Source organism: Neochlamydia sp. AcF84, from assembly GCF_011087585.1.
In the GTDB taxonomy this organism is placed as follows: Bacteria; Chlamydiota; Chlamydiia; order Chlamydiales; family Parachlamydiaceae; genus Neochlamydia.
In genome coordinates, this window is sequence record NZ_VJOT01000044.1 from 43,612 (window position 1) to 70,333 (window position 26,722).

General features: G+C 38.7%; 27 protein-coding genes and 1 pseudogene. 9 read left to right on the forward strand and 19 right to left on the reverse strand.

Annotated features, from left to right (window positions below; translation table 11 throughout):
* Window positions 1–116 precede the first annotated feature (116 nt).
* From NEOC84_RS04705 to rnc, 10 genes are all read right to left on the reverse strand, one after another.
* Window positions 117–404, reverse strand: coding sequence for a hypothetical protein (locus tag NEOC84_RS04705; RefSeq protein ID WP_166155938.1), 288 nt, complete (start codon window positions 402–404; stop codon window positions 117–119).
* Window positions 405–528: 124 nt separating this feature from the next.
* Window positions 529–1,218, reverse strand: a complete 690-nt coding sequence (locus NEOC84_RS10075) for a PTS sugar transporter subunit IIA (RefSeq protein ID WP_166155941.1) — start codon at window positions 1,216–1,218, stop codon at window positions 529–531.
* A 14-nt stretch (window positions 1,219–1,232) separates the two neighbouring features.
* Window positions 1,233–1,685 carry a PTS sugar transporter subunit IIA gene (locus NEOC84_RS04715; RefSeq protein ID WP_242678197.1) on the reverse strand — a complete coding sequence of 151 codons (453 nt, stop codon included), beginning with the start codon at window positions 1,683–1,685 and terminating at the stop codon, window positions 1,233–1,235.
* Between the two features lie 108 nt (window positions 1,686–1,793).
* Window positions 1,794–2,246 carry a dUTP diphosphatase gene (gene dut / locus NEOC84_RS04720; protein WP_166155944.1) on the reverse strand — a complete coding sequence of 151 codons (453 nt, stop codon included), beginning with the start codon at window positions 2,244–2,246 and terminating at the stop codon, window positions 1,794–1,796.
* A 5-nt stretch (window positions 2,247–2,251) separates the two neighbouring features.
* Window positions 2,252–3,178, reverse strand: coding sequence for an acetyl-CoA carboxylase, carboxyltransferase subunit beta (gene accD, locus NEOC84_RS04725; RefSeq protein WP_166155947.1), 927 nt, complete (start codon window positions 3,176–3,178; stop codon window positions 2,252–2,254).
* 159 nt (window positions 3,179–3,337) lie between these two features.
* Window positions 3,338–3,973 (reverse strand): Fe-Mn family superoxide dismutase, encoded by a 636-nt coding sequence (locus tag NEOC84_RS04730; protein WP_166155950.1) that lies wholly within the window; start codon window positions 3,971–3,973, stop codon window positions 3,338–3,340.
* A 366-nt stretch (window positions 3,974–4,339) separates the two neighbouring features.
* The gene (locus NEOC84_RS04735; protein ID WP_207391801.1) at window positions 4,340–5,833 is read right to left on the reverse strand and encodes a leucine-rich repeat domain-containing protein; all 1,494 of its coding nucleotides are present in this window, start codon (window positions 5,831–5,833) and stop codon (window positions 4,340–4,342) included.
* Between the two features lie 257 nt (window positions 5,834–6,090).
* Window positions 6,091–7,404, reverse strand: coding sequence for a hydroxymethylbilane synthase (gene hemC / locus NEOC84_RS04740; RefSeq protein ID WP_166155953.1), 1,314 nt, complete (start codon window positions 7,402–7,404; stop codon window positions 6,091–6,093).
* Between the two features lie 69 nt (window positions 7,405–7,473).
* Entirely contained in the window at window positions 7,474–8,850 is a 1,377-nt protein-coding gene (radA, locus tag NEOC84_RS04745) for a DNA repair protein RadA (RefSeq protein ID WP_166155956.1), read from the reverse strand.
* A 26-nt stretch (window positions 8,851–8,876) separates the two neighbouring features.
* Entirely contained in the window at window positions 8,877–9,590 is a 714-nt protein-coding gene (rnc, locus tag NEOC84_RS04750; protein WP_166155959.1) for a ribonuclease III, read from the reverse strand.
* A 168-nt stretch (window positions 9,591–9,758) separates the two neighbouring features.
* Between rnc and NEOC84_RS04755 the strand changes: the two genes are divergently transcribed.
* The 5 genes from NEOC84_RS04755 to gcvH all read left to right on the forward strand — a co-directional run bounded on the left by NEOC84_RS04755 (window position 9,759) and on the right by gcvH (window position 15,376).
* Window positions 9,759–10,457: a hypothetical protein gene (locus tag NEOC84_RS04755; RefSeq protein ID WP_166155962.1), complete on the forward strand. Its 699-nt coding sequence runs from the start codon at window positions 9,759–9,761 to the stop codon at window positions 10,455–10,457.
* 56 nt (window positions 10,458–10,513) lie between these two features.
* Window positions 10,514–11,227, forward strand: coding sequence for a lipoate--protein ligase family protein (locus NEOC84_RS04760; RefSeq protein ID WP_166155965.1), 714 nt, complete (start codon window positions 10,514–10,516; stop codon window positions 11,225–11,227).
* Between the two features lie 359 nt (window positions 11,228–11,586).
* Complete coding sequence (locus tag NEOC84_RS04765; RefSeq protein ID WP_166155968.1) at window positions 11,587–13,980, forward strand: hypothetical protein; 2,394 nt, start codon at window positions 11,587–11,589, stop codon at window positions 13,978–13,980.
* Window positions 13,981–14,096: 116 nt separating this feature from the next.
* On the forward strand, window positions 14,097–14,726 hold the full coding sequence (locus NEOC84_RS04770) for a sugar-binding protein (protein WP_166155971.1): 630 nt from the start codon (window positions 14,097–14,099) through the stop codon (window positions 14,724–14,726).
* Between the two features lie 266 nt (window positions 14,727–14,992).
* A complete protein-coding gene (gene gcvH / locus NEOC84_RS04775; RefSeq protein ID WP_347566649.1) occupies window positions 14,993–15,376 on the forward strand; it encodes a glycine cleavage system protein GcvH in 384 nt (127 codons plus the stop codon).
* A gap of 115 nt (window positions 15,377–15,491) precedes the next feature.
* Here gcvH and NEOC84_RS04780 read toward each other — a convergent pair whose 3' ends face one another.
* The 5 genes and pseudogenes from NEOC84_RS04780 to NEOC84_RS04805 all read right to left on the reverse strand — a co-directional run bounded on the left by NEOC84_RS04780 (window position 15,492) and on the right by NEOC84_RS04805 (window position 19,256).
* Entirely contained in the window at window positions 15,492–15,815 is a 324-nt protein-coding gene (locus NEOC84_RS04780; protein WP_166155976.1) for a hypothetical protein, read from the reverse strand.
* Between the two features lie 68 nt (window positions 15,816–15,883).
* On the reverse strand, window positions 15,884–17,506 hold the full coding sequence (locus NEOC84_RS04785) for a hypothetical protein (protein ID WP_166155978.1): 1,623 nt from the start codon (window positions 17,504–17,506) through the stop codon (window positions 15,884–15,886).
* Window positions 17,507–17,774: 268 nt separating this feature from the next.
* Window positions 17,775–18,128 carry a transposase gene (locus NEOC84_RS10150; protein ID WP_347566646.1) on the reverse strand — a complete coding sequence of 118 codons (354 nt, stop codon included), beginning with the start codon at window positions 18,126–18,128 and terminating at the stop codon, window positions 17,775–17,777.
* Window positions 18,043–18,264 (reverse strand): annotated as a pseudogene (locus NEOC84_RS10155) (DUF6444 domain-containing protein); the annotation flags it as partial. The gene NEOC84_RS10150 and the pseudogene NEOC84_RS10155, both read right to left, overlap by 86 nt.
* 464 nt (window positions 18,265–18,728) lie before the next feature.
* Window positions 18,729–19,256, reverse strand: a complete 528-nt coding sequence (locus tag NEOC84_RS04805; protein WP_166155984.1) for a hypothetical protein — start codon at window positions 19,254–19,256, stop codon at window positions 18,729–18,731.
* A 189-nt stretch (window positions 19,257–19,445) separates the two neighbouring features.
* Here NEOC84_RS04805 and NEOC84_RS04810 point away from each other — a divergent pair, with 189 nt between their 5' ends.
* Both NEOC84_RS04810 and NEOC84_RS10080 read left to right on the forward strand, forming a co-directional pair.
* Window positions 19,446–19,742, forward strand: a complete 297-nt coding sequence (locus NEOC84_RS04810) for a transposase (RefSeq protein ID WP_347566650.1) — start codon at window positions 19,446–19,448, stop codon at window positions 19,740–19,742.
* 209 nt (window positions 19,743–19,951) lie between these two features.
* Window positions 19,952–20,086 carry a hypothetical protein gene (locus tag NEOC84_RS10080; protein ID WP_278248309.1) on the forward strand — a complete coding sequence of 45 codons (135 nt, stop codon included), beginning with the start codon at window positions 19,952–19,954 and terminating at the stop codon, window positions 20,084–20,086.
* Between the two features lie 215 nt (window positions 20,087–20,301).
* Here NEOC84_RS10080 and nqrE read toward each other — a convergent pair whose 3' ends face one another.
* The 4 genes from nqrE to NEOC84_RS04835 form a co-directional block, all read right to left on the reverse strand.
* Window positions 20,302–21,039, reverse strand: a complete 738-nt coding sequence (nqrE, locus tag NEOC84_RS04820; protein ID WP_242678199.1) for an NADH:ubiquinone reductase (Na(+)-transporting) subunit E — start codon at window positions 21,037–21,039, stop codon at window positions 20,302–20,304.
* 7 nt (window positions 21,040–21,046) lie between these two features.
* The gene (nqrD, locus tag NEOC84_RS04825) at window positions 21,047–21,685 is read right to left on the reverse strand and encodes an NADH:ubiquinone reductase (Na(+)-transporting) subunit D (RefSeq protein WP_166155986.1); all 639 of its coding nucleotides are present in this window, start codon (window positions 21,683–21,685) and stop codon (window positions 21,047–21,049) included.
* Between the two features lie 136 nt (window positions 21,686–21,821).
* A complete protein-coding gene (gene nqrC, locus NEOC84_RS04830; protein WP_347566647.1) occupies window positions 21,822–22,754 on the reverse strand; it encodes an NADH:ubiquinone reductase (Na(+)-transporting) subunit C in 933 nt (310 codons plus the stop codon).
* Complete coding sequence (locus tag NEOC84_RS04835) at window positions 22,735–24,270, reverse strand: Na(+)-transporting NADH-quinone reductase subunit B (protein ID WP_166155988.1); 1,536 nt, start codon at window positions 24,268–24,270, stop codon at window positions 22,735–22,737. The genes nqrC and NEOC84_RS04835 overlap by 20 nt, the downstream gene beginning before the upstream one ends.
* Window positions 24,271–25,019: 749 nt before the next feature.
* Between NEOC84_RS04835 and NEOC84_RS04840 the strand changes: the two genes are divergently transcribed.
* Both NEOC84_RS04840 and NEOC84_RS04845 read left to right on the forward strand, forming a co-directional pair.
* Window positions 25,020–25,970: a hypothetical protein gene (locus tag NEOC84_RS04840; protein WP_207391802.1), complete on the forward strand. Its 951-nt coding sequence runs from the start codon at window positions 25,020–25,022 to the stop codon at window positions 25,968–25,970.
* A complete protein-coding gene (locus NEOC84_RS04845) occupies window positions 25,970–26,683 on the forward strand; it encodes a ComF family protein (RefSeq protein ID WP_166155990.1) in 714 nt (237 codons plus the stop codon). Before NEOC84_RS04840 ends, NEOC84_RS04845 begins: the two co-directional genes overlap by 1 nt.
* Window positions 26,684–26,722 lie beyond the last annotated feature (39 nt).

Genomic DNA, 26,722 nt, shown 5'->3' on the forward strand with positions numbered 1-26,722 from the left:
TTTTTACCAAGCTATTCACGACTCATCTAAAAGGCTATTTTTTGATTCCTCTTAAATTTAACGTAGTAGTATTGATTAAAGAAGTAGGATGGATAGGCAGCGCATGATGCCACAACTCATGCCCACAAAAGTATTGCCAATAAGGATTTTCTACCCATCGATGCACCACATTTGCATCCGAAAGCCCATACGTATGCTGCAAGATAAAAGAGCCCTACAACTAGCCTTACAGGTTTAGCGGGCTGTCCCATCTTTTCTACAAACAGCTTATCAAACTCTTCTTCCAGCTGCTTCCATTCAATCAATTTGGATAGCTGGATAAGAGGATGATCTAGATTGAGTTCATCGCTAAAGCGGGGTTTAAAAAGACGGCCTTGTTGATTATCTAGCTTGATTGGTCTCATAGCCAACTTTGCAAGAAATTAAGAGCTTTATAATGATTTAGGCGTAAAGAAATTATAGCAATTAGGAGAAACAACGCTCTCAAAATCTTGTTTAAGCAATAGACACCCTTTAAATCATGCCAAACTATTTAATAGACGATTCAAAATTTTTAATGTAATTCAAAAATTCTTCTTTAGGAGGCTTGCTCTGCAAGAATTCCAATGTATTAGGGTGGTTAACCAGATGAGCAATTTTGGCGAGTAAGTGTAAGTGACGCTTATCATCACAGGCAAAAAGAAAAAAGAGAGTGTGAACGGGCTTACCATCCAGAGCACCGTAATCGATAGGATTTTTGGAATAGGCTACGACGACTACATCATAATGGGCGTTAAGAAGAAAATCACGAGTATGGGGAATGCCTATCCCATTATTTAAAGCGGTAGGTTGAAGCTTTTCACGATCCAGAAGAAGATGAGAGATACCTTCTGCGTCTAAATTCAAACTTTTGGCCATCCTTTGCATTGTCTGGCGAATAACTTCTTCTTTAGTGTCCCCCATAATATCGATTAACACATCACCTTTATGTAAAGCGCGATAAAGGCTAAATTGCTTAATACCACCTTTGATAGGAGAAGGATCAGGAATAGCGGTAGGATGGTCAAAGGAAGCTTCAGGGATTTTTTGACTTAGAACCCAATCTTCAATTTCATTGCGGTTAAAGAGATGTTGCTGGTTAATCTGGTAAGAAGGGATTTTTCCCTCGTTTAACCAACGACAAATGGTTTTTTCAGAAACATTTAATAAATCGGCCACATCTTTGATTTTTAAGTCCACCCTCACCTCCGCATTTAAAATCCTTTAAACAAAGTCATAATAGCTTCTGCCGAATTCAATGTTAACATTTTTTTTCTTCTATTTTCATCTTTAACGGCAGTTGTTAGTGCAGAAAGGATTTGAAGATACTCGGTTTGTTTGTCATCAGGGCCGCCAATCATTATAATGATGCGTACTGGACTGCCATCTAAAGAATTCCAATCCACTCCTTTTTGCAGGATGCCAATAGCAATAAAAAAGCTTTCATATCCTTTTAGCTTAGCATGAGGAATAGCAACTCCCATGCCAATGCCTGTGGAAACAACTTTTTCTCTTTCAAGAATAGCTTGGTAAAAAGCCTCTTTGTCATGTAAAAAACGATTTTGATGAAGATTTTCTACTATAGTATGGAGGGCTTCATCGCGATCTTCAGCTGACATAAAAAGAATATTTCGAGAGTCCAAATACTTTGAAATTTTGATCATCATTATTTACCCTAGAGACGGTTATTGCACGGAAAGAGCTCTACATTTACGCAAGCATTTTTCTATATTCATAGCTTATACCTTTGACAGGTAAGAGCAGTTTAGCTCTGATTAATGGCTTCCTGTATGACCGAAGCCACCCTCACCGCGAGCAGTGTCTGTAAGCTTTTCGGACAAGATAAAGTTTCCTACCGTTACAGGCGCCAGAACAAATTGGGCGATACGCATGCCAGGTGTAACTATAAAATCTTGCTTACCATGGTTAATAAGAATAATTCCTATTTCACCTCTGTAATCGGCATCAATTGTACCAGGAGTATTAAGAACAGTCACTTGGTTTTTTAAAGCTAAGCCACTGCGAGGTCTTACTTGGATTTCATATCCTTGAGGAATAGCCATTCGTAGACCAGTAGGAATTAAGCAAGAGGCTCCGGCAGCAAGAACCAAAGGTTCTTTAAGATAAGCTCTAACGTCGGCACCTGCAGCACCAGAAGAAACATACTGAGGTAGCCAGCTAACGTCAGGTGATAAAACGAGAACTTCAACAGAAAGGCCAGGGTTCATAAAGATTACCTACAAGGTTGATCGGCTTTAGTAAGATTATTTAAAGAAGGATAAGCAAGAAAAGAATGCTCGTCTTTATGGTTGTTTTCTTCGTTATTGGTAAGAAAGTAAAGAACTTCAGAAATTTTATGCTTTAACTCTTGCCGATTAACAATGCAATCGATCATCCCATGATGGAGAAGAAATTCCGACTTTTGAGCGCCCGGCGGCAGCTGCTGCCCAATAACCTGCTCAATTACTCGCGGACCGGCAAAGCAAATCAAGGCATTAGGTTCTGCCATAATAATATCTCCTAAAGAGGCAAAGGAAGCCGTTACTCCACCTGTAGTCGGATTAGTTAAAACAGAAATATAAGGGATTTTAGCTTCGTGAAGCTTGGCAAGTGCTGCCGATGTTTTAGCCATTTGCATGAGGGAGAGGATCGATTCTTGCATGCGAGCCCCGCCAGAAGTAGAGACAATAAGAAGGGGTATTCTGTGGGCTAATGCATATTCCATTAAGAGAGTCAGCTTTTCACCTACTACCGAGCCCATGGATCCTGCCATAAAATTAAAATCCAATATCCCTAAAGCTACTAGGTTGCCATTAATTCTACACGTGCCTACTATAGCTGCTTCGTTATGCCCTGATTTTTCTCGAGCACTTGCTAAACGCTTGGGATAAGTTTCCGTATCTACAAAATTTAGTGCATCTACCGGCTCTAAATCTTTATACATTTCTTGAAAAGAATTTTCGTCGCTAAGATTTTTAATTCGCTCTTCGGTGGTTAGACGGTAATGGTATTCACATTTAGGACAGCAATTCATGTTTTGCTGCAGCTCATTCGCGTGGATAAGTTCATGGCAATGTGTACATTTTAGCCATCCGCTATACCCATCTTTTTTGGTTGTTTGAATTTTTATTTTAGGTTTATTCCTTGAGAATAATCCCATTATTTAACTCTCTTAATAATGAAGTAGAAAAAGAAACTATAGAGGAAAAAGCTTTGCAATTCAATCTAAATCTTGCAAACAAGCAGTTTTCTGAGTAAAAATAGCGGAAGAAAAAGAAAGCCAGAAAGGGAAAATTTTCTTTCTGGCTTAAAATTCAAATCAGTTGGTTTTAGGGGCACTGGCCAGTTTATAACGCTCTTCGACATTTTTCCAATTAACAATATCCCAAATATTTTTCACATATTCGGCTCTTACGTTTTTATACTGGAGATAATAGGCATGTTCCCAGACGTCAATGCCGAGCAGAGGAATCAAACCTTTAGGAGATAAGGGATCCTGGTTTTCACACGCGGTAATTTGCAAGCGATGGTGTTGCTTGCAATAGCCCAGCCATCCCCATCCAGAACCCTGAATGGCCACCGTGCGGGCGCTAAACTCTTCAATGAATTTTTCCCATGACTCAAAATCTTTTTTAACGGCATTTTGTAACTCACCATTGGGTACTGTACCGCCGCCTTGGTTCTTAGGTGCTAGATTTGTCCAAAAAATGCTATGATTAATGTGTCCACCGCCATTAAATTTAATAGCAGATTGCAGAGCAATTAAATCGGTAGGATCGTTGGATTTCTCGGCTTTTATTTGGGCTTCTTCATACTGCTCAAGAGCCTTATTGAGATTGTTGACATACGTTTGATGGTGCTTAGTGTAATGTAAGTTCATGATTTCTGCACTAATGACAGGTTCTAAATCGCCAAAATCATAGGGTAGAGGGGGAAGTTGATATTTGAAGGCCATAAAAAAGCTCCTTGAAGTTTGAAAAAAATGTGAATCTACATTTTGTCCTATGAAAGTAATTTTGACAAGGTTTAAGCACAATTTTCATTTTTATAAAAAAGGCTTATAAAATTAAGGATTTGAGAATATTAAAGTTGGAGGTAAAAGATAAGCGAATTGTTAAGCTTTTAATTTTTCATTGTTGCATGGACCTTCTATGCATGCTTCGTGGCTCTAAAGTAGATAAATAGCAAGCTCATTAGCGTAAAGGTTAGGTTTTATTTCTCTTGAGAAAATGAGAGGAATAATTTTTAAGTAAATATTTGGAAGTATTTTATAATTTTTTTTCGAAAATAAATGGATTAGGCTTTTTGAGCTACCCTTAATTTATCTATCCTCTTGAAGGGAAACTAAATAACACTTTTTATGTAGGACGATTTCTTCGCTCTTAAGAAACGGAGGAATAGTAGTAAAAGGGTTATTGCTTAAGTTCAGCTGCTGAAGTTGAGAAAACTGGCCTATGACTTTAGGAAGAGATGTTAGCTGGTTGTTATCTAAGTAAAGCAGTCTCAGTTGAGAGAGCTGCCCACTACTTTTAGGAAGAGCTCTTAATTGATTAGTGGATAAAAAAAGGTATTGCAATTGGCAAAGTTGCCCAATACTTTCAGGGAGTGCACTTAATCTATTATTGGACAAAAAAAGCTCTTTCAATTGGGAAAGTTGCCCGATGTTTTCAGGCAGAGTATTTAAATAGTTGTTGTATAAGTAGAGCCGTTGCAGCTGGGAGAGTTGGCCGATAGCCGCTGGAAGAGTAGTTAGCTGGTTATCTTGCAAGTAAAGTTGCCGCAGCTGGGAAAGCTGCCCGATCTCTGGCGGCAAACATATGAAGCTTAAGGAATTTAAATTCAGATAATTAAGGTGGGCATAGTACTCTTTTATACAAGGGATTAATAGCTCTGCTTTACTCTTTAAGGGTAGGGCTTGAATAAGGGGTTGATTTAAATACTTCCTTCCTCCCGGTAGGTGATGCCAGAGTAAGAGGCGACTAATATTTAATAAGTAGTAGCAGTAATTAGAAAGGGTAAAGGTTTTGCTTTCTCTGCTATTTCTTTCTACTTCCGGTGGAGAAAAAAAAGCCTCTAAGGTAAAAATTTTTTGAAAGATGTGGGCCACTTTTTCCTCTGTAGAAAGAGTAGGCTCAATTTCATAGATCTTATCTAAAATAGGAGCCTGTTTTATAAGACTTCCATCTCCACTAGGAAAATGAATCTGGAGGATTGCGCTGTAAAGCGAGGACATAGAAAGGGGAGACACGGATGGATGAGGGTAGCATTCAATTTCGTTCGAGGTGCCAGATAAAGAAGGGGTGGAAAGAGAGCTTTGGTAAGACTGCTGCAGCCTTTTGAAGACAAATAGTCTAACTTTTTTATTTTCATCTAATAAATTCTTTGTCCACTTATAATTTATCATTTCTTCTTGGGTTAGCTGTTCACCGAGTTGGCTCATTAAAGTTTTGGATTGATTTTCTAATAAGCTAGCCAGGGAAGGAATTGCTTTAATAGAAGGTTCATTTAAAAGATGGATCAAAAGGGCAATATAGCGCTCTCTAAAAAATTCTGATAAAAACTCGGTCTCAGCAATTTGAGCGTGGAGCCTGATAGTAGGGTTGGGTGTATGCCTCTCTATAAGTTGGCTATCAAGAGGACAAAGTTTATTGCGGGCTAAGCATTGAATGACAGTATCTTCATTAAGAGTATGACCGCAAGGAAATACTGTAACTGCTCGAGTCATCAGCTTTCCTGAGACCGCGTCTTCTATATTTTCTGAGACAGCAAGTCGAAAATTTGGTTGGGTGTTAGAGAAAGAAACGGATGGCATCATATAACCTCCTAAAAGTATTAAAGCAGGTTGCTAATTTTAAGATTGCTTGTGTCTAATAATTAAGGGTTTAACTTTGATCTTTACAGAAAATTTACTTTTTTTTCTTTTTTTGAGCAACTTTATTTTGAAAGCGTAAAAGGAGAGTGAAGCCTTAAAAAAACATGGATGGGATTAAAGGGGCAAAATTATATGGAGTAAGGGGGAAGTAGGAAATTCATGCATCTTAACTTACTCATTTCTTTAGCCTTCTAAAAAGCTTAAGAAAAATTTAATCGCTGCATTAGATGCTGCTGCGTGATAGGTCCAATAGCTTTAAGCCTTTTGTCTTTAGGAAGGCTACCAAATTTCTCTATAAAAGCATTGACTGTAGAAGGGCTGGTGAAATGAATTTCCTCAATAAGGGTTAAATCTAGAGGTCGCAAATTTTTATTAAGGAAAGTATCGTAGAGAATACATGCACGAAAACGCCATTTTTGCTGGATAAAAAAATCGGCAAGGACGGAGCGCGAAAGAGCAGAATGGGGCCAAAAAAAATAAGGATTGGCGAGGGATAAACTTTGCAAAAAATCTACCATGCCTTCAGCCGTTTCTACAGGAGGAGTTAAAGGAGAAAGGGTGGCATAGCTTGCAAAAGCTTTGGCTGTCTGAGAGCCGACGCAAATGACTTCTTTATTATGTAAATGATGGATTTTATATCCATAATGAGAAAAAAGTTTAAAAAAAATATGCACTGCACTTTTGCTAGTAAAAATTAAGTGAGTGTAAGATAAAAAATCTTGAAAGCCTTTTTGAATATCAGTTTCGTGGGAGGCGCGTGGGTGAATGCAAATGATAGGATAATGAATAAAGTTAATGCTTTTTTTGTGTTGTTCGGGAAGATCTATACCCAGATAAAGGATTTGCGGCTGTGGCTTGCGGCTATCTAAACAGCTCATTAGCTCAATTATTTCCGTATCATCTTCTCGGCATATGAGGGCTAATTGTCCTTGATAAGGCACAGTTTCCCCTGGTAGCTTAATGCGATTTAGATGGGTAAGATTAAGACGAATTAAAGCTGCTTCAGCTACGACTACGCCATCAGCTTGTCCTTTTTCAAGCAACTCCAATCTTTCGGGAATAGTTCCTCTTAAATCGCAAAAAGTTAGGTCTTTACGTAATTCTTTTACCCTTTCTTCACGACGTAGAGAGGAGGTGGCAATACAGGCTCCTGGAGGAAGATCCTCAAGAGTTTGCCCCGGCCTTAGCACTAATACATCTGCAGGGTTTACTCCATGAGTAATAGCTGCGAGCACTAGGCCTGCAGGAAGGGGATCGGGAAGATCTTTAGCTGAGTGTATAGCTAAACGACACTGTTGGGTTAGAAGGAGAAGATCAATTTCCTTTGTAAAGAAATCTGTCTTACCCATGTGGCGCAGCGAAGTGAGACGATCTTTATCACCTGTTGTTTCAAGGTAAATATTTTCAAATATGAGATGGGCATGATGGCGGCAAAGTTCTTGATAAACTTCTTTAACCTGAGCTTTAGATAAGGCAGAAGAACGCGCACCTACTTTAATTGACAAGCTTTGCATAATTTTTCCCTTGAATCGCTGATCTCTATATAGGCAAATACTATCTATTAAAAATTTTAAGTGCACGATTTATCTAATCAATTGTTGGACAGCTTCTTCTACAAACTCAACTCCAATGATGCCGATTTTTTGGGAAATCTCTGGAGGAATACCTTTAATATTTCTTTTAGGGATTAGACAGTGTTGAAAGCCCATATGAATAGCTTCTTTAAGCCTGCTCTCTATGCGGGTCACACTCCGAATCTCTCCTCCCAAACCAACCTCACCAACTACGGCCGTTTCAGCATCTACTTGTAGATTACGCATAGAAGAGGCTACAGATAATAAAACACCCAGATCAATGCCTGGTTCTGTAATACGCATGCCGCCCGCAATGGAAACAAATACATCACATCTATGTAATTGGTAGCCCATACGTTTTTCTAAAACTGCTAATAACAAGGCTAGCCGATTTTGATCAATTCCTGTACAGCGGCGAGAAGGGGTACTAAAGAAAGTTTCGGTAACCAAAGCTTGGGTTTCTATTAAGATAGCGCGCGTTCCCTCTATAGTAGGAATAATCACAGAGCCAATCGCCTCTTTGCGACGTTCTTCTAAGAAGACTTGTGAAGGATTAGGCACCTCCACTAAGCCCGCCTGTTGCATTTGGAATACGGCAATTTCATCCGTAGGGCCAAAGCGATTTTTCACTACACGAATCATACGATAATTATTCTGTTTATCTCCTTCAAAATAGAGCACAGTGTCTACTAAGTGTTCTAAAACTCGAGGGCCTGCTATTTCGCCAGATTTAGTTACATGGCCAATTAAAAAAGTGGCAATCTGGTGTCCTTTGGCGATATGCATAAACTCTGTAGTCGTTTCGCGTACTTGTGAAACTGATCCAGGTGCTGAAGAAATTTCGCCTTTATAAACAATTTGGATGGAATCAATAATTAAAACGTCGGGCTTTATCTGATCGATGTGTGCCTTGATAGCGGAAAAATTGGTTTCACTTAAAAGGAACAAATTTTCGCTATCGATCCTTAAACGTTGCGCACGCATGGAGGTTTGCTCCACAGACTCTTCTCCGCAAACATACAAAATAATAGAGCCTTGCATAGCTAGTGCTTGAGAAATCTGCAATAGAAGAGTAGATTTTCCAATTCCAGGGTCTCCACCGACTAAAGAAAGAGAACCAGGGACGAGGCCTCCACCAATTAAACGATCAAATTCGTGAAGTAAGGTGCGGATGCGGGGTGTTTCTTTATGAGAAACTTCTTTTAAGCGTACGGGCCTACTAGTACGTATAGGCTGTTGAGCTTCAAAGCGTGTTTTGGCGCCTACTACCTCTACTTCCTCATGCATGGAATTCCAAGAAGTACATTGAGGGCATTGGCCGGTCCACTTATATTGCTTGTGGCCACATTCAGAGCAATACCAGGCGCTTTTTTGTTTAGCAGCCATAAACTATTTAAGCCTCTTTAATTTTTTTAAATAGCAATAACGCGATAGTGAGCGAGTGCATCTGCAGCAGCAGCTTGCTGAGCTTCTTTTTTAGAGGAGCCGTGTCCATATCCTTTAGCTTGATCATGAACCATCACACATATTTTGAAAATTTTACTGTGATCAGGTCCTTCCTCACCTAGAACTTTATAAGTAGGGGTTTGTTGAAAGTTCTTCTGGCAGTAATCTTGAAAAAGGGCTTTGAAATTGCGCAGAGGCATCTTTAATATAGCTTCGATTTCCGCAGAAAAATTTTTAAATAAAAATTGCGTGGTGACTTCTAAGCCTCCATCTAAGTAAATGGCTCCAATAATCGCTTCAAATAAGTCTGCTAAAATAGATTCACGTCCTCGCCCATCATTCATTCTTTCGCCCTTTCCTAAAAGTAAATACTGGCCTAAATCATACTTTTGCACATAATTAAAACAGGAGCTGGCTTCTACTAAACGGGAACGAAGAACAGAGAGTTCACCCTCCGAGGTGGAGGGTAGGTAGCGATAAAGATAGTCTGCAATGAGCATGCCTAGAACCGAATCTCCTAAAAACTCTAAGCGTTCATTGTGCTTCCCCACTTCTTTGTTTTCGTTAACGTAAGATCGATGAACAAAAGCTAAAGCTAATAAAGTTCGGTCTTTAAAGGTATAACCAATCTTATGCTCTATCTCGGTAGCACGTTTTATGAGTTCATGGTAGGCGTTCATAGGTTAAATTTTACTCCACTTTTTATTTTTAGGGTAGCTTTTAGTAAATCTTTAATTTTTGCTACAAGCGGCTATTGAAAAAAAGTATATTTCTCAAGATAATTAACTGTTTTTTATGTTATTCTTTTGTCTAGACTTTGCAAACATCTAACCCAAATTTTAAACATAATGAAACTAGCCACCGATAAATCTCATAGAGATTATTTCTACAAACATGGGACCATTGAGTTTGATGGTCTTTTTTCCTTAGAGCAAATTCAACAGCTTAATACGGCAATTGATGACCTTCTTTCTCTAACTTTTAAAAATATTGCTCTGCAATTGCAAAATGCTGAAGATATATTTCTTTGCGGGCACGACCTTTATCGAAAAGATGAGCGAATCCAGAAACAGGTGCTAAATCGACGCTTAGCAGAAATTGCTCTGGAATTGATGGAAGCACGAGGGCTACGTATAGGGTATGATCAGTTGCTTGTCGGTCAATCGGGGCAAGCTAACGTAAACGCAAATGCTCTTTACAATCAATTTTTACAAAGTGTAGGTTCTCTACAAGATAAAAGTTGTGTGCAGCCCTTAGTGTGTGGCCTTGTTATTTGTTTGCAACCTTCATTATCGCTTGAAATTCCGCCTGTTATTCTTCCCCAAACATTGGGCAATGGGGTTTTCTTTAAGTCCGATCTTCCTCTTGATTTGAGTTATCTTTCCCATGCGAAAGGGGGACGTTATTTGATGATTGCTTATGCTGAGCCAAGATCAATCTATGTGTTAAATGATCAAGATCCCCATACGCATAGTTTAAAACATCGAGGATATGTTTTCGGCGATAGATTATCCGATAAGCTCAATCCTCTTATTATCCGAAGTTAATAAATTGCTAAATCTTTCTCTATTAAAATTTTGAAATTAAAGTACAGGCTTAAAAAATGAAGTGGACCATTCTTCAGGACGCCGTTGATACTGCTCAAAACAATATGGATAAGGATTTAAAACTTTTGCAAAATATTGGGTGCACGGCAAATCCTATCCTGCGTTTTTATGGCTGGCAGGGCCCTTGTGCGACTTATGGATATTTTATTAATCCCTTGCTTTTTTTAGATGTTGCAGGAATGCAAAAGCATGGACTGCAGTTAGGGCGAAGGCCGACAGGAGGGGGAATAGTTTTCCATTTAACCGATCTAGCTTTCTCAGTGATCATACCTGCTAAACATCCCTGCTATTCTTTAAACACGCTTGATAATTATGCTTGGGTGAACCAGCAGGTGGCCGAGGCGGTAAAAGCATTTAAAAATGAAATTGTTACTGCTTTTTTAAAGATCGAACCTCTTTCTACCCATGAACTTTGCCGTCATTTTTGCATGGCAAAGCCTACCATTTATGATGTCATGGTTGAGGGTAAAAAGATCGGTGGGGCGGCACAACGGCGTACCCGTGAGGGCTTTTTACATCAAGGTACTTTATCTATTGCTTTGCCTGATGAGTCATTGCTTAAAGCTGTGCTAAAAAAAGGAACGGAGGTGTGGGAAGCGATGAAAAGTTATAGCTATGTTTTAGAAGAAGGGGCTAATGCTAACCAATTAGAAGAGATTCGCCACCAGCTACGACATTTACTGGTTCTACAATTTGAAAAAACTTGTTAAAAAAGAATGAGCGGGAATATAGAGAGATTTTTAATGAACTGAGCATTAGCTCGGATCATGCTTTCGTGTTTCATACGCGGTCAGAAAATAAGCATGTTTATAGCAGGGTAAATATTGAGAATAAGAAGCTTCTCTTATAGTATGTTTTGAGAGGTTAAAAAAATATTCCTACCTGCCTATGAATTGAGTCTTCTTTAAATTCTCCTCTCTGTAGGGTTAATTTCAAAAAAGTTAGTAACTAAGAAAATTAGGTGAAGGCCCTTACCTAATTAAAAAGAAGAAAAGAGATATCCTTTGAGAGAAAGCAGCTTTTTTGTTAGGATCTTCTCTTTCTGATTTTTAAGGAGATAGCCATAATCATGTTAGAATTTTTACGAAAGCATCAGCGTTATTTCTTCATTGTCATTACGGTAATGATTGTCATTTCATTTTCTTTCTTCGGCACTTTTAACACGCTTAACATCGAATATCCCCATGAGCAAACGGTTTTTACCGCCATAGATGGTACTGCGGTAAAACGTTTAGAGCTGGATGAGCTATCTAATTTTATTAGCACCGATAGGCATGATAAACTTCTTTTAGGAGGAGTTTGGGGGCCTAATTTCTTAAATGATGGGGTTATATATAAAGATTTCTTAGAAAGTGGAATGGGATTGATGTTGGCATCACACTATTCTGATGAGCTGGCAAAAGATTTAAGAGCGCGGTCTGAAAAAGAAAAACGCTTTTCTCTTTACCGTCATCCGCAAGCCGGATTTATCAATGTCGAGTCCGCCTGGTCTTACTTTGCTCCTCAGATGAAGGCTAATTATAATTCTTTGCAGGCCACTACTAATCCCGTGGAGAGGGAGGCATTGCAAGCGCGTATAAGTTTGTTCCTACAAGAAAAGCAATTTCCAGCCCCCTTATTAAGGCAAGTTTTACGCTATCAAGAAAGACAGTATTCTTGGCTGCCTCCCGATGATAATCTTGATTATCAAGACCTTTCTCTTTTTGGATACCATACGGCAGAAGATTGGTTTGGTCCTCGTTTTGTGCGTCTTATTGCTCAATTCATTCTCAATAGTGCTAAGATAGCTGAACAAAAAGGCTACAGTGTTTCGAAAGAAGAAGCTTTAGCGGAGTTGATGCAACATGCTGCCAAAAGTTATGAGGAAAATATAAACAACCCTAATTTAGGAGTAGCTAACCTTCAGCAATACTTCGATGAGCAGCTACGCCGCATGGGAATGGACCAAAATAAAGCAATAAAAGTTTGGCGAGATGTTTTGTTATTTCGCCGTCTTTTCCATGATATTGGTAATGCGCTAGTCGTAGATCCATTTAGCATCACAAAACTTCAAGGATATACCAAGGAAGGAGTGATAGGGCAAATTTTTCAATTACCGGAAAGTTTGCGCATGGATGGTTATCGCAAACTGCAAAAGCTAGAAATTTATCTTAACGCCGTCAGCCAGCGACCAGAAGATACAATGAACCTTTTAATGTTACCGACTAAATTTTTAACACCAGAAGCCCTAGCTAAAAAATTTCCCGAATTGCTTCATAAGCGCTATATTCTGGAGGTAGCACAATTAAATAAAAGAGATCTTCAAGCTAAAGTCAGCATTAAAGATACCTGGGATTGGGAAGTTGAAGAGCACAATTGGGAGATATTAAAAAAGAAATTTCCAGAATTAGGGATTAGAAAAGGGGCCACCCGCGAGGAACGCTTCTTAGCTTTAGATAGTTTAGACGATAAAACCAGAGGGCTAGTGGATGCTTTTGCTCGCACTGCCATCGTTGATCTACATCCTGAATGGATAAAGCAAGCATTAGAGAAGGCCGCTGTTAAGAAAAGCGAGGTATCAATTGGCATTAAAGGCGGCAAAGTAGCCTTTGCTGTGGGAGAAAAACGGCCAGAACTTATACAGCTATTAGAGCAAGCTTCTTTGCAAGGAGAAGCTATCAATTCAGCAGCAGAAAAGCTTATGCAGTACTCTCCTGATAATCTCACCTGCTATTGTATAAAGGTTATTGATCGGGGTTCTGAGCAAGAAATTATGACCTTTGCTGAAGCAGAGCAGCAAGATGTATTAGAGCCCTTACTGCAGAAAGAGTTAGAAGCTTATTATGTAAAAATTCGTGAGAAGGAGCCTTCACACTATAGAAAAACTGATGGCTCTTGGAAACCTTTAACAGATGTACAGGATCTTGTAGCAGATCAATATTTTGCAAAAATACGTAAAGCTATTGAAACAGATTATAGGAAAGCTACAGCTCCTCAGCCGGCACCTTCTATTTTTTTAGGAGATTACTTGGCTTCCTTGCGTTTATATGCTTACATGCGTGAGGTTCGCGCTAGCTTGGAAAAAGATCCTTCTAATACGCAAAAGTGGATTTATACCGCTCAGGAAGCGCCTTCAGAGAAGCTAGCGAAACGCCAGCCTTTAGAGAATCAATGGAAGTTAATCCAAACACCTTATCGCGGCTTACGTAGCGACTTAAACAGTGATTTGGATGCTTATGAAATTTTTGCTATGCAAGTGGGGGCATGGAGCCAAGTCAATACCCCTGGAAATGGAGATATCAATTTTTTCCACCTGGAAAAAAGAGAAGCTTCCGCTAGCGCAGCGGCTGGGCCCAAAGTACATCAATTGTATAATGTCCTCTCTGCTGAGGGACAGCGTATCTATATGCAAAAATTGCTGCAGATGCTTAAAGAAAAGAAAGCTTTGTCACTTGATTACATGAATAAAGCTAAAGAAGAATAAAAATTAAATGCTTTAAAGAAAATTCATTAGGACTCCTAAAAGCCAAGCAGGCAGGCTGAAGCAATGGCTAAAAGGTTCTTAAAGTTTTTCTTTAAAGCGGCTTAAATTAAAGATATATGTTTGAAGAAGAATCATTCTCATTATCACCAGTTAATTTTTTTCAATTGAAAGGTGATTGTCATTATGCTCCTAAAGGTATTAGCGGCCAGAAGTATTTGCTAGCAGATACTAGCCACCTTTGTGGGGAAGAGCATTTTGCTAAAGTTTCTTTAGGATGGAATGAGCAAGGTCTGGAGTGCTTAGTGGCAGTCTTACAGCCGTTTAAGCAAGCTTATCATCCTGATATAAGCCGAGGCGATAGTGTCGAATTGATGATTGATACTCGGGATGTGAAAACATCCGGATTTAACACACGCTTTTGCCATCATTTTTTCTTTTTACCAGAAGCTGTTGATGGCATCCAAGCGGGTGAAATGACACGCTTTAGAACCGAAGATAAGCATGAACTTTGCGATTCTAACGAGTTGAAAGTCAGCAGCCAGCTTTCTTCTCAAAGTTATACACTGAAAATTTCTATTCCTAGCCATTGCTTGGTCGGCTACGATCCCGAGCAATTTGATCGCTTAGGGTTTACTTATAGAGTTAATCGTAAAAATGATTCTCCCCAACATTTTTCGGTGATCACTCGTGACTTTCAAATTGAACAACAACCTTCCTTGTGGAGCAGTTTAAGCTTGGTTAAGTAGAGACAAAACCATTTTTTCTAAACTATCCATGGCGACATAGGATTCTTTAAATAAATGCTAAAAAGGAACCCATTTCGCCATAAGCATAAATCCGAGCTAGCTAGGAGGGACCCCTGGGGGATTAGGAAAGTAGAGATTGTTCAATGATCTAACATTTTTATTATAGGGATGCCGCTTAAAAGATCGTGCAAGTTATAAAGATTTAAAGTTGGGAAATGCGGTAAAAAGGTAACCTCCTTAACTTAGTGCAAATTAAAATTATAAAAATGGCTTTTTTTCTAGGAGAAAAAATGAAATTTGCTGATACGCATGAATGGATTAAAGTTACAGATCGCGTGGGAACTGTAGGCATTTCTAAGCATGCACAGAAAGAATTGGGCGAGATCGTCTATGTAGAATTGCCGAGAATTGGCAAAAAAGCAAAGGCTGGCGAAGAAGCTGCTGTTCTTGAATCTACTAAAGCTGCTACGGATATCTATTCCCCTGTTTCAGGCACCATTGCAGAGGTTAACACTGCTCTGTCTTCGGCACCAGACCTAGTAAATACCTCACCTGAAAAGGAGGGCTGGCTTTATAAGATAGAAATGGATAATTTAGAAGAGCTTGATAGGCTTATGAATTCCTCTGAATACTATGCCAAATTTTCTTGAGCAATGGATGATGTATCCAATAAAACAGATTTTTCGAAATCCTACATGGTAAAAAAAAATTTAGAAAAAGTGGTCTATTATTTGTCTAGCGACTACTCTTTTCAGTAAAGTTTGCCTAGCCTAAACTAATAATCTTTGCTAGCTTTTCCTCCGGGGAAAGCTGATCATACTCATCTTTTTCTCTCCAGTAATAACCCTGTTGCTGCAATCCATGGATAAAGTAAAATTGCTCAAAAACTTTAGCAAAAATGGCTTTATCTTCATTGGGATAAATATACCAGCCAGTATGATATTGCTCTTTAAACTCTTTGGAAACAGTAATTCCCGAAGCAGTAATAGCATCAAGCATCCATTTCTCATGAATCTTTACTTCTACATCCGGGATTAACTCCGCTGCTATAGCTTGATTGCGCGGATTAATTAAAAGCTTTATTTGCATATTTTTTCTCTCAATTACTTTATTTAAAGTTAGCATTTATTATTTTTTTATAAAAGCGGAGAGTTTGATTAATAATCATCAAAACCCTCCTCCTGCCCCTCAAGCTTCTGATTCCACTTTTCCATAAGTTGCTTGACTATCCCTAAAGAGTTTTTATTTTCTTTAATGGCTTTTTCTAAGGTGTGGCAAGCTTCATTCATCCATTCAAGCGCTTCTTTTGGCATCTCGCGGCTTTGCATATATTTTGCATAGCCTTCTCTTGCTTTATTATCCACTAATTTTATTAAATTCTGATCGAATGGTCTCTTAAATGCAGGGTGAGACAAATACTCCATTTTCAAGGGTTCTCCTATGCCTTTAAAGCAGCGATCGTGGTCAATACCATAAGCTTTATATTGAACGGGAGAGGTGTTTTCTATGGCTTTGTATAAGATATTGCCTGAATGTCTATCGCCATTGCCAAAGATAAGGTCAAAAATAGCCAGAGCGTGTATTTCTCGATTGGAGACAGTTGCTTGCATTTGCTCTATTTCGGAGGTGCTTTTGGCGTCTTGAAGAAAAAGCTGAGCTGAGCCTTGCCAGTTGTTAAAATTGATTTGTACTGTCTTTGGAATAGGAAACAAGCCATTTGAGTTAACACCCGAAGCTGCTTGTTCTCTGCTACCCATCGTAGGATCTTGGCTAAAATTGTCTTGTATACAGGGCTTGAATATAAAAAGTTGCTGGCCCTTAGCCTGTAAAATGTATGTCTCGTTAACATTTGTGCTTCCGAGAGCGTGAGTACTTAGAAGAGGAAATTGTTTTAGCCCCTCTTGGTAATCGATGCTTTCTTTTTGGTACTTTTCATAAGCTTGCTCAAAGATATTACCAATCTCTTCGTTCATTTGTTTTATCTTTCTAAGTTGTTCTGGTATTTTGCTTGGAGGGCAGTCCCTTAAAAATCCTGGCAACCCTGGATGATAGCTGGCCGGGTTAGGTTTTTTGGCAAGATAGTCCCTTGCTGCTTGCGAAGCGTCCTCACATGTCTTATATGCAGAAAGAGCTTGAAAGCAGTCAGATAGACTTTTCACAAGATAGGCTACATGAGGTTTTTCTGGGATTTGTTTTAATGAAGAAAAATGCTCGCTAAATTCTTTTAAAGGTTCTTCAAACAAAGCGGCATGCATGTTCTTAATTTCTTCTCCCGTCACTGGCTTATCCAATCCAAATTTATTAGAAACCATATTAAAGATAACATTGGCAAGTTCTCTTTCTGTCTTCACCTTTTGTTGAGTAATTAATTGGTTAATCTTAGGGATGTTTTTCTTAGCTGTTGCTTGGCCAAAACACTTTTCTATTGCTTCATAGAAGGGCTGAGGATTCAAAGGTTTGTTTGAGATATCTTCTGTTTTATCTAAGGCACTACTTTGAGTAGCCTCTGCTTTGACTTTTTTGGTTGGACGCTCACCGGTAGTTTCATTCCTTGGTAAAGCTTGTTGGACTTCCAAATGCCGCTTTTTTGCCTCAAGCTCTAAGGTGTTTTTTTTATCTATCGTAGAGGTTGTTGCTTCTAATTCTTTTTCTTCAACTTCCGCGGGCGCTTCCTGGTTTTGGATACCTTTTTCTTTTTCATTCGAGGCTGTCTGCTCTGTTGAGTTAAGGAAATATTGATGATTGCCGTCCAAGCGCATGCCTAATTTTTCTGGATTCATGCATTTCCTCCATCCTACTAGACTTACTTTCTTAATAAGAATTGATCTTATTAATTTAATTATAATAATTAATTTTTTAATTATGTATACATTTTATAAAAAAAAATTTGTATTTTTAATTTTTTAGTTAAAATAGATGACGAGGAAAGAAGGGTATCACTGGAGATAAACCCGTAAGGTAGTAAGTGGGCTCCTATTCGTAAACGGTCACGAGATGTAAAAGTTTTTTTTAGACAACAGAAGGTGTAGGTTGCTTGGTACGACCTACTTAGATAGCATCTTTTAGAAAATCTTGAACAGATTTTCTTTGTCGATGAAGAGTTTCTATACAGCTATGCAACATCTCCCTCCACCTTTTGCCATAGATAGACTGGCTACCGAGAAATAACTTACGTGCAATGGCTAGATTTCTTAAAGATTCTTCGGTGGCATTATTGATCATAGGAATAGCAGGAGCTTCCAAGTAAGCACGGAAATATTTGATCTGCTTTAAAAGCTTATGGCAAAACTTCCGCTTTTGGAGTAATTGAACGATTAGCTTTTTGATCAGTGGATGGTGGCTTGGAGCTATTCTTGGAATTTTGATTAAGTTCTTCTTCCAACTGGGCAATACGTGCTTCAAGCTTGGTGATTATCTTTTTTAGTCTATTCGCTAAGGCTTCTAGCTGGGCATTTTCAGCTCTTAGCTGTATAATCTCAGCCCTTAGCTCTGCATTCTCTTTAAATAGTTGCTCGTATGAAGGTTGTATACTACTCAATATATGATTAAGTAAGTATAAATTCTAAAAATTATTTTATTTATCACAAATTAATTGATAACCCCTGTGACCGCTTCCCGACTTATTAAGATCGTTTAAAATAGAGGCTATTTAACCAGGGTCTTATATGATGAGAAAACCTTATCCTAGCGATTTAAATAATCAAGAATGGCAAGGGCATGAATCTATCATATGCAAGAAATAAGCTGGTAAACCACCTAAGCATTCTAGACAAGAGATGCTTAATGCCATCTTTTATGCTTTAAGAACAGGTTGTCAATGGGCAGATCTTCTCCATGATCTTCCTCCTTGGAAGCCGATTTATTCTTTAATTTAAGATGGAAACCAAGTAATTTATTCGAACAGGTTAATACTTAAGAGGAAAGAGAAGCTCAAAACACGAATACCGATTAAATAAATATTTTGCAAAATGCATTTCAAGAATCTCTTGATATAGATTTCCATTAGAATGCATTTCTTTCTTGAGGATTTCCTCCTAAAGCATGATATCTCGGATCTGGTTGAAAACAAGGAGCTAAAATAAAGTTTTCATACTGGGCTCTTTCAATGCTAGCATACAGCTTTCTACCGTTATAAGGAGTGAACACTCCATATATGGCTGCTAATTCAAGACCTACCAAAGCGATTGGCGTCGTGACAATTCTTAACACATGCTTTCCAGCATCTTTTAATCTTTCTTTGAAAGAATAAGGTTTTTCACCTTCTTTATCCATCCAGAAGTGGGCAAAAGAAACTAATTTCGCAATTCTATAAGCAACATTTACTAATGATGCAATTGAATGAGCAATAGGCGTTCCCAGGGTTAGCAAAAAGCACTTAAAACCCACGCAACCCTTAGACTCATTCCAATATCTTCTTCCTGTGGTCATATCAATTAAATGTTCAGGATCTCCATCTCTCCATTGTGGGCCCTCTAAATCTGGTTTCCATGTATTAACTGGCTGATAATCTCTTAAAGTTACACTAGACATTTAATATCCTATAAAATGATTAAGTTTTTAATTAATTGATGCGATTATAGACTAATTAAAATTAATAATCAAAAATACTTTAATTTACTAAAAAAATTAATTAAAAATCAATTTTACTAGCGTTCGGGGCATTCTCTGAATTATTAAAATCGCTTAAAATATAGGCTGTTTAACCAGGAGTCTAATAGGATAAAAAAACCTTATCCTAGCGATTTAAATAATCAAGAATGGCAAGGGCTTGAACCTATCATATGCAAGAAAAAAGCTGGCAAGCTACCTAAGCGCTCTAGACAAGAGATGCTTAATGCCATCATGGATGTCTTAAAGACAGGCTGTCAATGGACAGATCTTCCGCATGATCTATCTCCTTGGAAATCGGTCTGTTCTCAATTTATAAGATGGAAACAGAGTCATTTATTCGAACAGATTAATACTTATTTAAGGCGATCGCTTTACCAAAGCTTAAGGCAAGTTAGCAGAGCTTAAGTACAGGCTATAGTCGATAGCCAAAGTATCAAAACAGCTGAAAAAAAAGGGCTCTACGGATACGACGGCGGCAAGAAAATTAAAGGCAGGAAAAGGCACATAGTGGTGGATCACTTGGGACTGTTAATAGCAGTTGTAGTAAGTAGCGCAGCTTGTAGCGAACGAGATGGGCTAAAAGCGCTATTTTGCTATTGTCAGGGAAAAGTTTTATGGCCAAAAAAATGTTTGCCGATACAGGGTATAGCAGGGAAGAGATGAAATTAGAAGCAGCTTTGCATGGTATTGATTTAACAGCCATTAAAAGATCTAAGCTAAAAGGATTTCATCTACAAGCAAAAAGATGAATAGTAGAAAGAACATTTGCCTGGTTTGTTAAATGCCGCAGCTGAGATTGTGAGACCTTACCCAACACCAGCCAAGCATTCCTCTACTTAGCTATGATACTTCTGATGGTAATGAGAATAGCTCAATGAGTTAATTCAGAGAATGTCTCTTAAATAGCGGGGAGAGGGCAAGTAAGCTAAAAGGTATGTTTTTTAATTGCTATAGGCGTGGCTTATCAGCTTTTTAAAGGATTCTCGCTATATATCTTTTCTACCTGGGAAAATGGCATCATCTGCGTTTCTGCCTTTGATGGTTTACCTGTAGGTATGGCTAGCTTAATCCCGGTAAATCCCTGAAAAGCCATTGCCATTAATCCACTCATCATGAAAGTGATACCCATTCCTCTAAGAGCAGGGATTACCTTCGAAGTGGCTAGCTTTTCACGGATAGCGGCAATAAGCGCAATAGCTAACCACCACCCAAGTCCTGAGCCAAAAACATAGACGAGATTGGCCCAAAAAGGATAATCGCGTGTAACGGCAAAAAGGCAGGCTCCTAGAATGGCACAATTAACAGCAATTAGAGGTAAATAAAGTCCTAAAGACATATATAAAGCAGGGGCAACCTTTTCTATGATGATCTCAAGGATTTGCACAAAGCCCGCAATAACAGAAATAAAAAGTAAAAATTCTAAAAAGCCTAGGTTAATTTGAGAAGCCTCAAGGCCAAAAACAGAAAGCCAGCTGAGCGCTCCTGCGCCTGTAATAAAACGATGGACAAACCAATTGAGGATACCGGAAATAGTGAGAACAAACACAACCGCTAGGCCTAGCCCATTGGCTGTTTTTAATTTGGTCGAGCAGGCCAAGTAGGTGCACATGCCTAAAAAGTTAGCCAAAAGGAAATTTTCAATAAATATCGCTTGAAGAAGAAGGCCTAATAAATTTAAAGGCTCATAATTTCCCATCCACATAAACTTTTTATCCCTCGTTCTTATTAGGGGTGTTAAATACCCAGATCATGCCGCCTATAATAAAAAACGCCGCTGGAGGGCTAACCATCAGGGCAAAATTATCATACCCATTGGGATGAGTAGCTGTCGCATACCAACTATAGGGAATAACTTGGTAGCCGAACAGCTGTCCAAAGCCGAACAATTCTCGAATACCACCTACTACCATTAGTACCCATGCATAGCCTAAGCCAGCACCTAGTCCATCCATGAATGCATAGAGAGGTCCTACATTCTTTGCCATCCCCTCGGTACGTCCCATGACTATGCAGTTAGTAATAATCAATCCAACAAAAACGCTTAAAACTTTAGATATGTTAAAAAAATAGGCTTGTAAGAATTGATCAATGATAATTACAAAAACAGAAATGATGGCTAGCTGGGTAATCATGCGTACGCTATCAGGAGTAACTTTTCTAAGAAGTGAAACAAACAAAGAAGAAAAGGCCGTTACAAATGCTACCGAAAGGCCCATAGTGAGCGAAACAGAAAGTCTATTCGTAACCCCTAAAGCTGAGCAAATACCTAGTACCGCTACTAGGATTTGATTGCCTCCCCAAAGCTGAGCAGTCAAGTATGAACGAGCGGCTACATTTGTCGATACCATCTGGTCTCTCTCCTTAAGCAAAAGACAGTGCTATGTTATTTATCCACAGTTGAATTTTCTTATAATCTTTAATACTATTTGTTTCAAGGCTTGCTTTGTTTATCGTTTAATTTTTAAGGCAGCGAGAGTCTCTTTATCAGCCATGTATTTTTTCTTGTGAAAGAGAATAAGTGTGATGGAGCTTAATGAGAAAGGGGCGATACGGTGCAAGGACATTACGATAGGCATCTGTAACTCCATTACCTGTAAGAGTAGCTCCTGCCATCCCATCAACGGCACTGTTGGCTTTAGGGGTAGTGCCTAAGCTTTCGGCCACTTTGCCTTTGATAACAGTAAGACCGAGCGGCGCTGACTTAAAATCAGTTTTGCCATCAGCGTTCTGCTGAAAGATTTGCTTATTTGGGAAAAGGCTCTGCCAGTAGGCCTCCGAAATGTTGGCCCCCAGGCCAGGCGTTTCTTTCTGATCATACCAAGAAATGCCTATTACCGTGTTGCCATCAGGTTTAATAGCTAGGTAGCCATAAATAGCATCCCATAAGCCAAGGCCATTGATAGGTATAACATATCCTTCCGCTGCAGAGTTTATGCTGCTCTCTTTATCAATCAAATTGGGAAGAATCTTGTAAATCAGCATGAGAGGTAGTTGATAGTAACCCGTTTTGCGGTAAGCTACAAGGTAATCATTGTAATTAATTTTTTCTTCCTCAAAAGTTTTGATATTACCCTCTTTGTCTACCAGTAAAGGGATTATGCGTTTGCTATAAATATCAAGCAGCTGCTGGTTGGTAGCCATCTGGGGAGAATTGCTAGGAACTAACTTTCCTTCTTCATAGTTAGCAGAAAGGTAATTCCCTTGAGAATCCTGGACAAGGAAATAATCCTGGTGATCCAAAAGCTTAGCAGCAATCATCATTTGCTTGCTTCTATCTAGCTCTTTGGCCACTTCTTTAGGCTTTTCTAAGACACTTGCCAAAATCGATAAAATAAGAGCGCAGGCAAAACTTAAAACAATCATAAAAAAGATAGTGTAAGTATTGCTCATAGCTTTTTTAGGAATGGATGCGGACACGGCTAATGCTCCTTTTTCTAAAGTGCTTGGCGGCATAGTAGTCAAATAAAGGGGCAAAGACATTGCCCATTAAAATAGCTAGCATTACACCTTCAGGATAAGCCGGATTGATGACCCGGATGACTAAAGTTACCATGCCACAAAAAACTCCATATATCCATTTAGCAAGAGGAATAGACGGAGAAGAAACAGGATCAGTGGCCATAAAAACCAATCCAAAAGCAAGCCCTCCCAATAAAAGATGTTTATAAGCGGGAAAACCAAACTGGGCGGCTGTCCAAGCTCCTTGGCTAGGGAATAAATAGCTTGAACTGAGTTGAAATAAAAGAGCAGTCCCCAATGCGCCCAGCAACATTCCTAACATGGTTCGCCATGAACCAATGCCAGTCCATATAAGAAATAGAGCGCCTAAAAGGCAAGCTAAAGTGGAGGTCTCACCTAGGCAACCTAGTTTATTGCCTAGAAAAAAGCTCCAGTCGTGATTATTCCCCAGGCCATAATTTAAGGAAGAGAAGTGATAGGCATCTTCATAATATCCACTGGAAAGACCCAACCCTCCTTCAGCAAGAGGGCTGGTTACAAAGCTTTTTATCTGATCCATAGTAAGCTCGCCTAGCGTGGCATTTTGATGAGTAAGGGAATTCCATTGATCAAAGTGTGTACGGATGGTTTGGATAGTGCTTACATCTGTGCCTATAGCATGAGTAGCAATCGTATCGACATGAATACGTTTAATATCCTGAGGGACATTAAAAATAGCTAATTTCGTCGCTTGTGAATATCCATCAAAGGCTGTAGCCTGCCCTTCCTGATTCATTTTGAGCAGGCTTTCGCGTATGATAGTAGGATTAGAGCCTACCCATACGTCGCCACTCATTTTTCCAGGAAAGGTAAAAAAAAGAAACGCTCGGCATGCGAGTGCTGGATTAACAATATTCATGCCCGAGCCTCCAAAAATCTCTTTACCTAAGACTACACCGGCAGAAACGCCTACCGCTGCCATCCAATAAGGGATAGTGGGAGGAAGGATAAGCACATATAAAATACCTGTAACGAGAAACCCTTCTGAAATTTCATGTTTCCTTACGCAGGCAAAGAAAGCTTCCCAAAAGCCTCCCACTGCATAGGAAAGAAGTGTTAGAGGAAGAAAGATTTTAAGCCCCTCCATAATAATAGGGATATAGCGGCTATTGTATGTAGCAAAAGCCCAATATGCATGGAAATTTTTACTTGCCTCTAAATATTCATTCATTAATTTATAATCGCCGCTACTATAGACATATTTAAGTAAACCGGTGTTCCATATGGCCATCATAATACAGGGTAGCAGAGCAATAACTACAAGGATCATCCAGCGCTTCACGTCAATAGCATCTCGGATATGGGGAGCTCGCCTTGTATTCACAGCCGCTTCGTAAAGAAAAGTATCATTCGCATTAATTAAAGGATGCAGTTTATGAAGAGGCCTGCCTGGTTCAGCAAGCTTTTGGAGGGAACTGAGTAATCGTCTGAGCATATCTATTCCTTGTAAAAATTGGAGGGTACCAAAACTGCAAGAAAAAATTAAATGAAAAAATTTAAATTAACGAAAAGATGAGAAGAGAATGGCCTCGTTAAATTTTTTTGAATTTCAGTGGTAGAGTTTTTATCCATTATTTTTCTATTAAACAATAAAAAGCTAATTGCTCTTAAAGCCTTTGCTGGCATGTTATATTTTTAAAGATTATAATTTTTAGTTCATCTAAACCATGTAGGGTAAACAGCTAATAGATTTTTGATTGCCAAGCTTTTGATAAAATTGGTGGGCAGTTATGGATGATCTAACTTGTCGGATGCGATTGTGCGGTCGTCTGCAAAATCAATGATACGCGCAGATAGCTACCTTTTATGTGCTGCGTTTTTTAATTTGCATTTTTTATTCAGCGTCAAAAGGTTGAGTAACACTGCCCGCTGCGATCGCTTACTAAAATACTCTTCATCCAAGAGGTGAAAGCAATTCATCTAATGAAAGCCTGGTTGATTAGTTTGATTTAAAGAACATTTGTATTTTTGATGGATAGGGATAGTTAAAGCCTAACTACTGGCTCTAAAAGTAGCTAAAACGTTAACTTAAAAAAGTTTGAAAGGGATTGGGATTTTTTCATGTAAAAAGCGTGTTAAGAAGGATTGATTAACATGGCATCTAGGGACTTATGCTTTACACATACTTGCTGATAATTTATAATTTAACTTTTTTACTTTAATCCAGAGGCTAGGAAGAATAGCATGTGCAAGACGCTCTTTAAAAATACAAGAAATAAATTCTCCAATAAATGGGTAGGGGTGGTATTAATAAGTTTAGCGCTCTTTGGTTTAACACGCTTATATTTTAGAATGACCGATGATTTTCGATTATCTAATATTAATTATAATATGCCTTATCGCCAAGAATGGGAGGTTCCCTCTCTGCCTAAAGAAGAGCAACAGCAACTTAATAATATTTTGGATCAAAAATTTTACTATGTTGGAAAAGGGGCTCAGTCCTATGCCTTTAAGAGTGCAGACGATAAATATATCCTCAAGTTTTTTAAATTTAAGCATCTTAAACCTTCTGTTTTTATTTCTCTTATCCCTCCCATAGGTCCGCTGAAAGCTTACAAAGATAAGCAAAGAGAGCGCAAGCATAGACTGTTAAATAGCGTTTTTGATGGTTATCGCTTAGCGTATAACGTTCATGCTCATGAGGCTGGTCTGATTTATATCCATTTAAATAAGAGTATTAACTTACATAAAATTGTGACGATTAAAGATAAAATAGGAATAGAAAGACAGATTGACTTAGATCAGGTACCTTTTATTCTTCAAGAGAAGGCTAATACTACTCGCGCAGAAATGATAACCCTCCTGGGTGCTCACGATATGCCTGGGGTAAAAAAACGCATTCAACAGATCTTTGATCTTTATCTCTTAGAATATCACAAAGGCATTTACGATAGAGATCATGGTGTCATGCATAATACCGGCTTTGTACAAGATAGAGCTATACATTTAGATGTGGGTAAGCTTACAAAAGATGAACGCATGAAAAATTTTGCTTATAGTAAGCCAGATTTTTTGCAAGTGGTCCATAAGTTGAACGCATGGTTTAAATTAAACTATCCTGAATATCATTCTACTATAAATGTTTATATGGAGCAGCAAATGCAAAAAATGTTTGAGGAGCTTCCTGTAAGATAATGGCCAAGCTTGGCAATATTTTAGCTGCTTTTGTCGATTTTATTTATCCTTTAAAGTGCATGCATTGTGCGGATCCTATTTGCCATGGTAAAGGGGGCCTTTGCTTTAAGTGTGCTCTTCAACTGACTCTTATCGATATAGAAGAACGTTGTCCCTGCTGCTTTAGTATAGAGTATGAACCTGAACATCGTATTTGCTATCTTTGCTTTATGCAAACCCCTATTTTAAAAAAATATGCAGCAGCCTTTGATGATCAAAGTGTGGCAGCTTCTTTGATGAATAAGCTTCAGAATCAACCCTATCTTGCTCAAGGAGCAGCAGCTTACATGGTTTTACAGCTCTTAAACCTAAAATGGCCGTTACCCGATTTAATTGTACCTGTACCTTTAACCTTTACGCAGCGTATCTCACGAGGTTATAATGCCAGTCTTTTATTAGCAGAATCTCTAGGGGAGATAGTGAAACGCCCCGTGCAATCCCTTTTGCATAAAAGTTTATGGAATGAGGATGAGGAAGGAAAAACAAAGCAGCGAGAAAATTATTCAAATACCCATCCTTTCTTATTAAAAAAAGAGATTAATGTGCAAGATAAGGTGATTTTATTAGTTAAAGATAAGGTGAGGACGGGCCACACCATGAATTGCTGTGCAGAGGTTCTCGGTGAAGGTTTTCCTAAAGCTATTTATGGACTTTCTTTTTGTAAATCCATTTAATGCCTGATCAGTATAGTACCTTTATCTCCACCTTAGAGC

Bases quoted from the DNA above. Each gene is read 5' to 3' on its own strand.
- accD (WP_166155947.1), bottom strand. From the start codon at position 3,178: ATGGGATTATTCTCAAGGAATAAACCTAAAATAAAAATTCAAACAACC.
- NEOC84_RS04760 (WP_166155965.1), top strand. From the start codon at position 10,514: ATGAAGTGGACCATTCTTCAGGACGCCGTTGATACTGCTCAAAACAAT.
- hemC (WP_166155953.1), bottom strand. From the start codon at position 7,404: ATGCAAAGCTTGTCAATTAAAGTAGGTGCGCGTTCTTCTGCCTTATCT.
- nqrE (WP_242678199.1), bottom strand. From the start codon at position 21,039: ATGTGGATGGGAAATTATGAGCCTTTAAATTTATTAGGCCTTCTTCTT.
- NEOC84_RS04705 (WP_166155938.1), bottom strand. From the start codon at position 404: ATGAGACCAATCAAGCTAGATAATCAACAAGGCCGTCTTTTTAAACCC.
- NEOC84_RS04805 (WP_166155984.1), bottom strand. From the start codon at position 19,256: ATGTCTAGTGTAACTTTAAGAGATTATCAGCCAGTTAATACATGGAAA.
- NEOC84_RS04780 (WP_166155976.1), bottom strand. From the start codon at position 15,815: ATGCAAATAAAGCTTTTAATTAATCCGCGCAATCAAGCTATAGCAGCG.
- NEOC84_RS04840 (WP_207391802.1), top strand. From the start codon at position 25,020: ATGTGCAAGACGCTCTTTAAAAATACAAGAAATAAATTCTCCAATAAA.
- NEOC84_RS04730 (WP_166155950.1), bottom strand. From the start codon at position 3,973: ATGGCCTTCAAATATCAACTTCCCCCTCTACCCTATGATTTTGGCGAT.
- NEOC84_RS04770 (WP_166155971.1), top strand. From the start codon at position 14,097: ATGTTTGAAGAAGAATCATTCTCATTATCACCAGTTAATTTTTTTCAA.
- NEOC84_RS04765 (WP_166155968.1), top strand. From the start codon at position 11,587: ATGTTAGAATTTTTACGAAAGCATCAGCGTTATTTCTTCATTGTCATT.
- rnc (WP_166155959.1), bottom strand. From the start codon at position 9,590: ATGAACGCCTACCATGAACTCATAAAACGTGCTACCGAGATAGAGCAT.
- NEOC84_RS04755 (WP_166155962.1), top strand. From the start codon at position 9,759: ATGAAACTAGCCACCGATAAATCTCATAGAGATTATTTCTACAAACAT.
- radA (WP_166155956.1), bottom strand. From the start codon at position 8,850: ATGGCTGCTAAACAAAAAAGCGCCTGGTATTGCTCTGAATGTGGCCAC.
- dut (WP_166155944.1), bottom strand. From the start codon at position 2,246: ATGAACCCTGGCCTTTCTGTTGAAGTTCTCGTTTTATCACCTGACGTT.
- NEOC84_RS04735 (WP_207391801.1), bottom strand. From the start codon at position 5,833: ATGATGCCATCCGTTTCTTTCTCTAACACCCAACCAAATTTTCGACTT.
- nqrD (WP_166155986.1), bottom strand. From the start codon at position 21,685: ATGGTATCGACAAATGTAGCCGCTCGTTCATACTTGACTGCTCAGCTT.
- NEOC84_RS04835 (WP_166155988.1), bottom strand. From the start codon at position 24,270: ATGCTCAGACGATTACTCAGTTCCCTCCAAAAGCTTGCTGAACCAGGC.
- NEOC84_RS10080 (WP_278248309.1), top strand. From the start codon at position 19,952: ATGGCCAAAAAAATGTTTGCCGATACAGGGTATAGCAGGGAAGAGATG.
- gcvH (WP_347566649.1), top strand. From the start codon at position 14,993: ATGGCTTTTTTTCTAGGAGAAAAAATGAAATTTGCTGATACGCATGAA.
- NEOC84_RS04785 (WP_166155978.1), bottom strand. From the start codon at position 17,506: ATGAATCCAGAAAAATTAGGCATGCGCTTGGACGGCAATCATCAATAT.
- NEOC84_RS04715 (WP_242678197.1), bottom strand. From the start codon at position 1,685: ATGATGATCAAAATTTCAAAGTATTTGGACTCTCGAAATATTCTTTTT.
- NEOC84_RS04845 (WP_166155990.1), top strand. From the start codon at position 25,970: ATGGCCAAGCTTGGCAATATTTTAGCTGCTTTTGTCGATTTTATTTAT.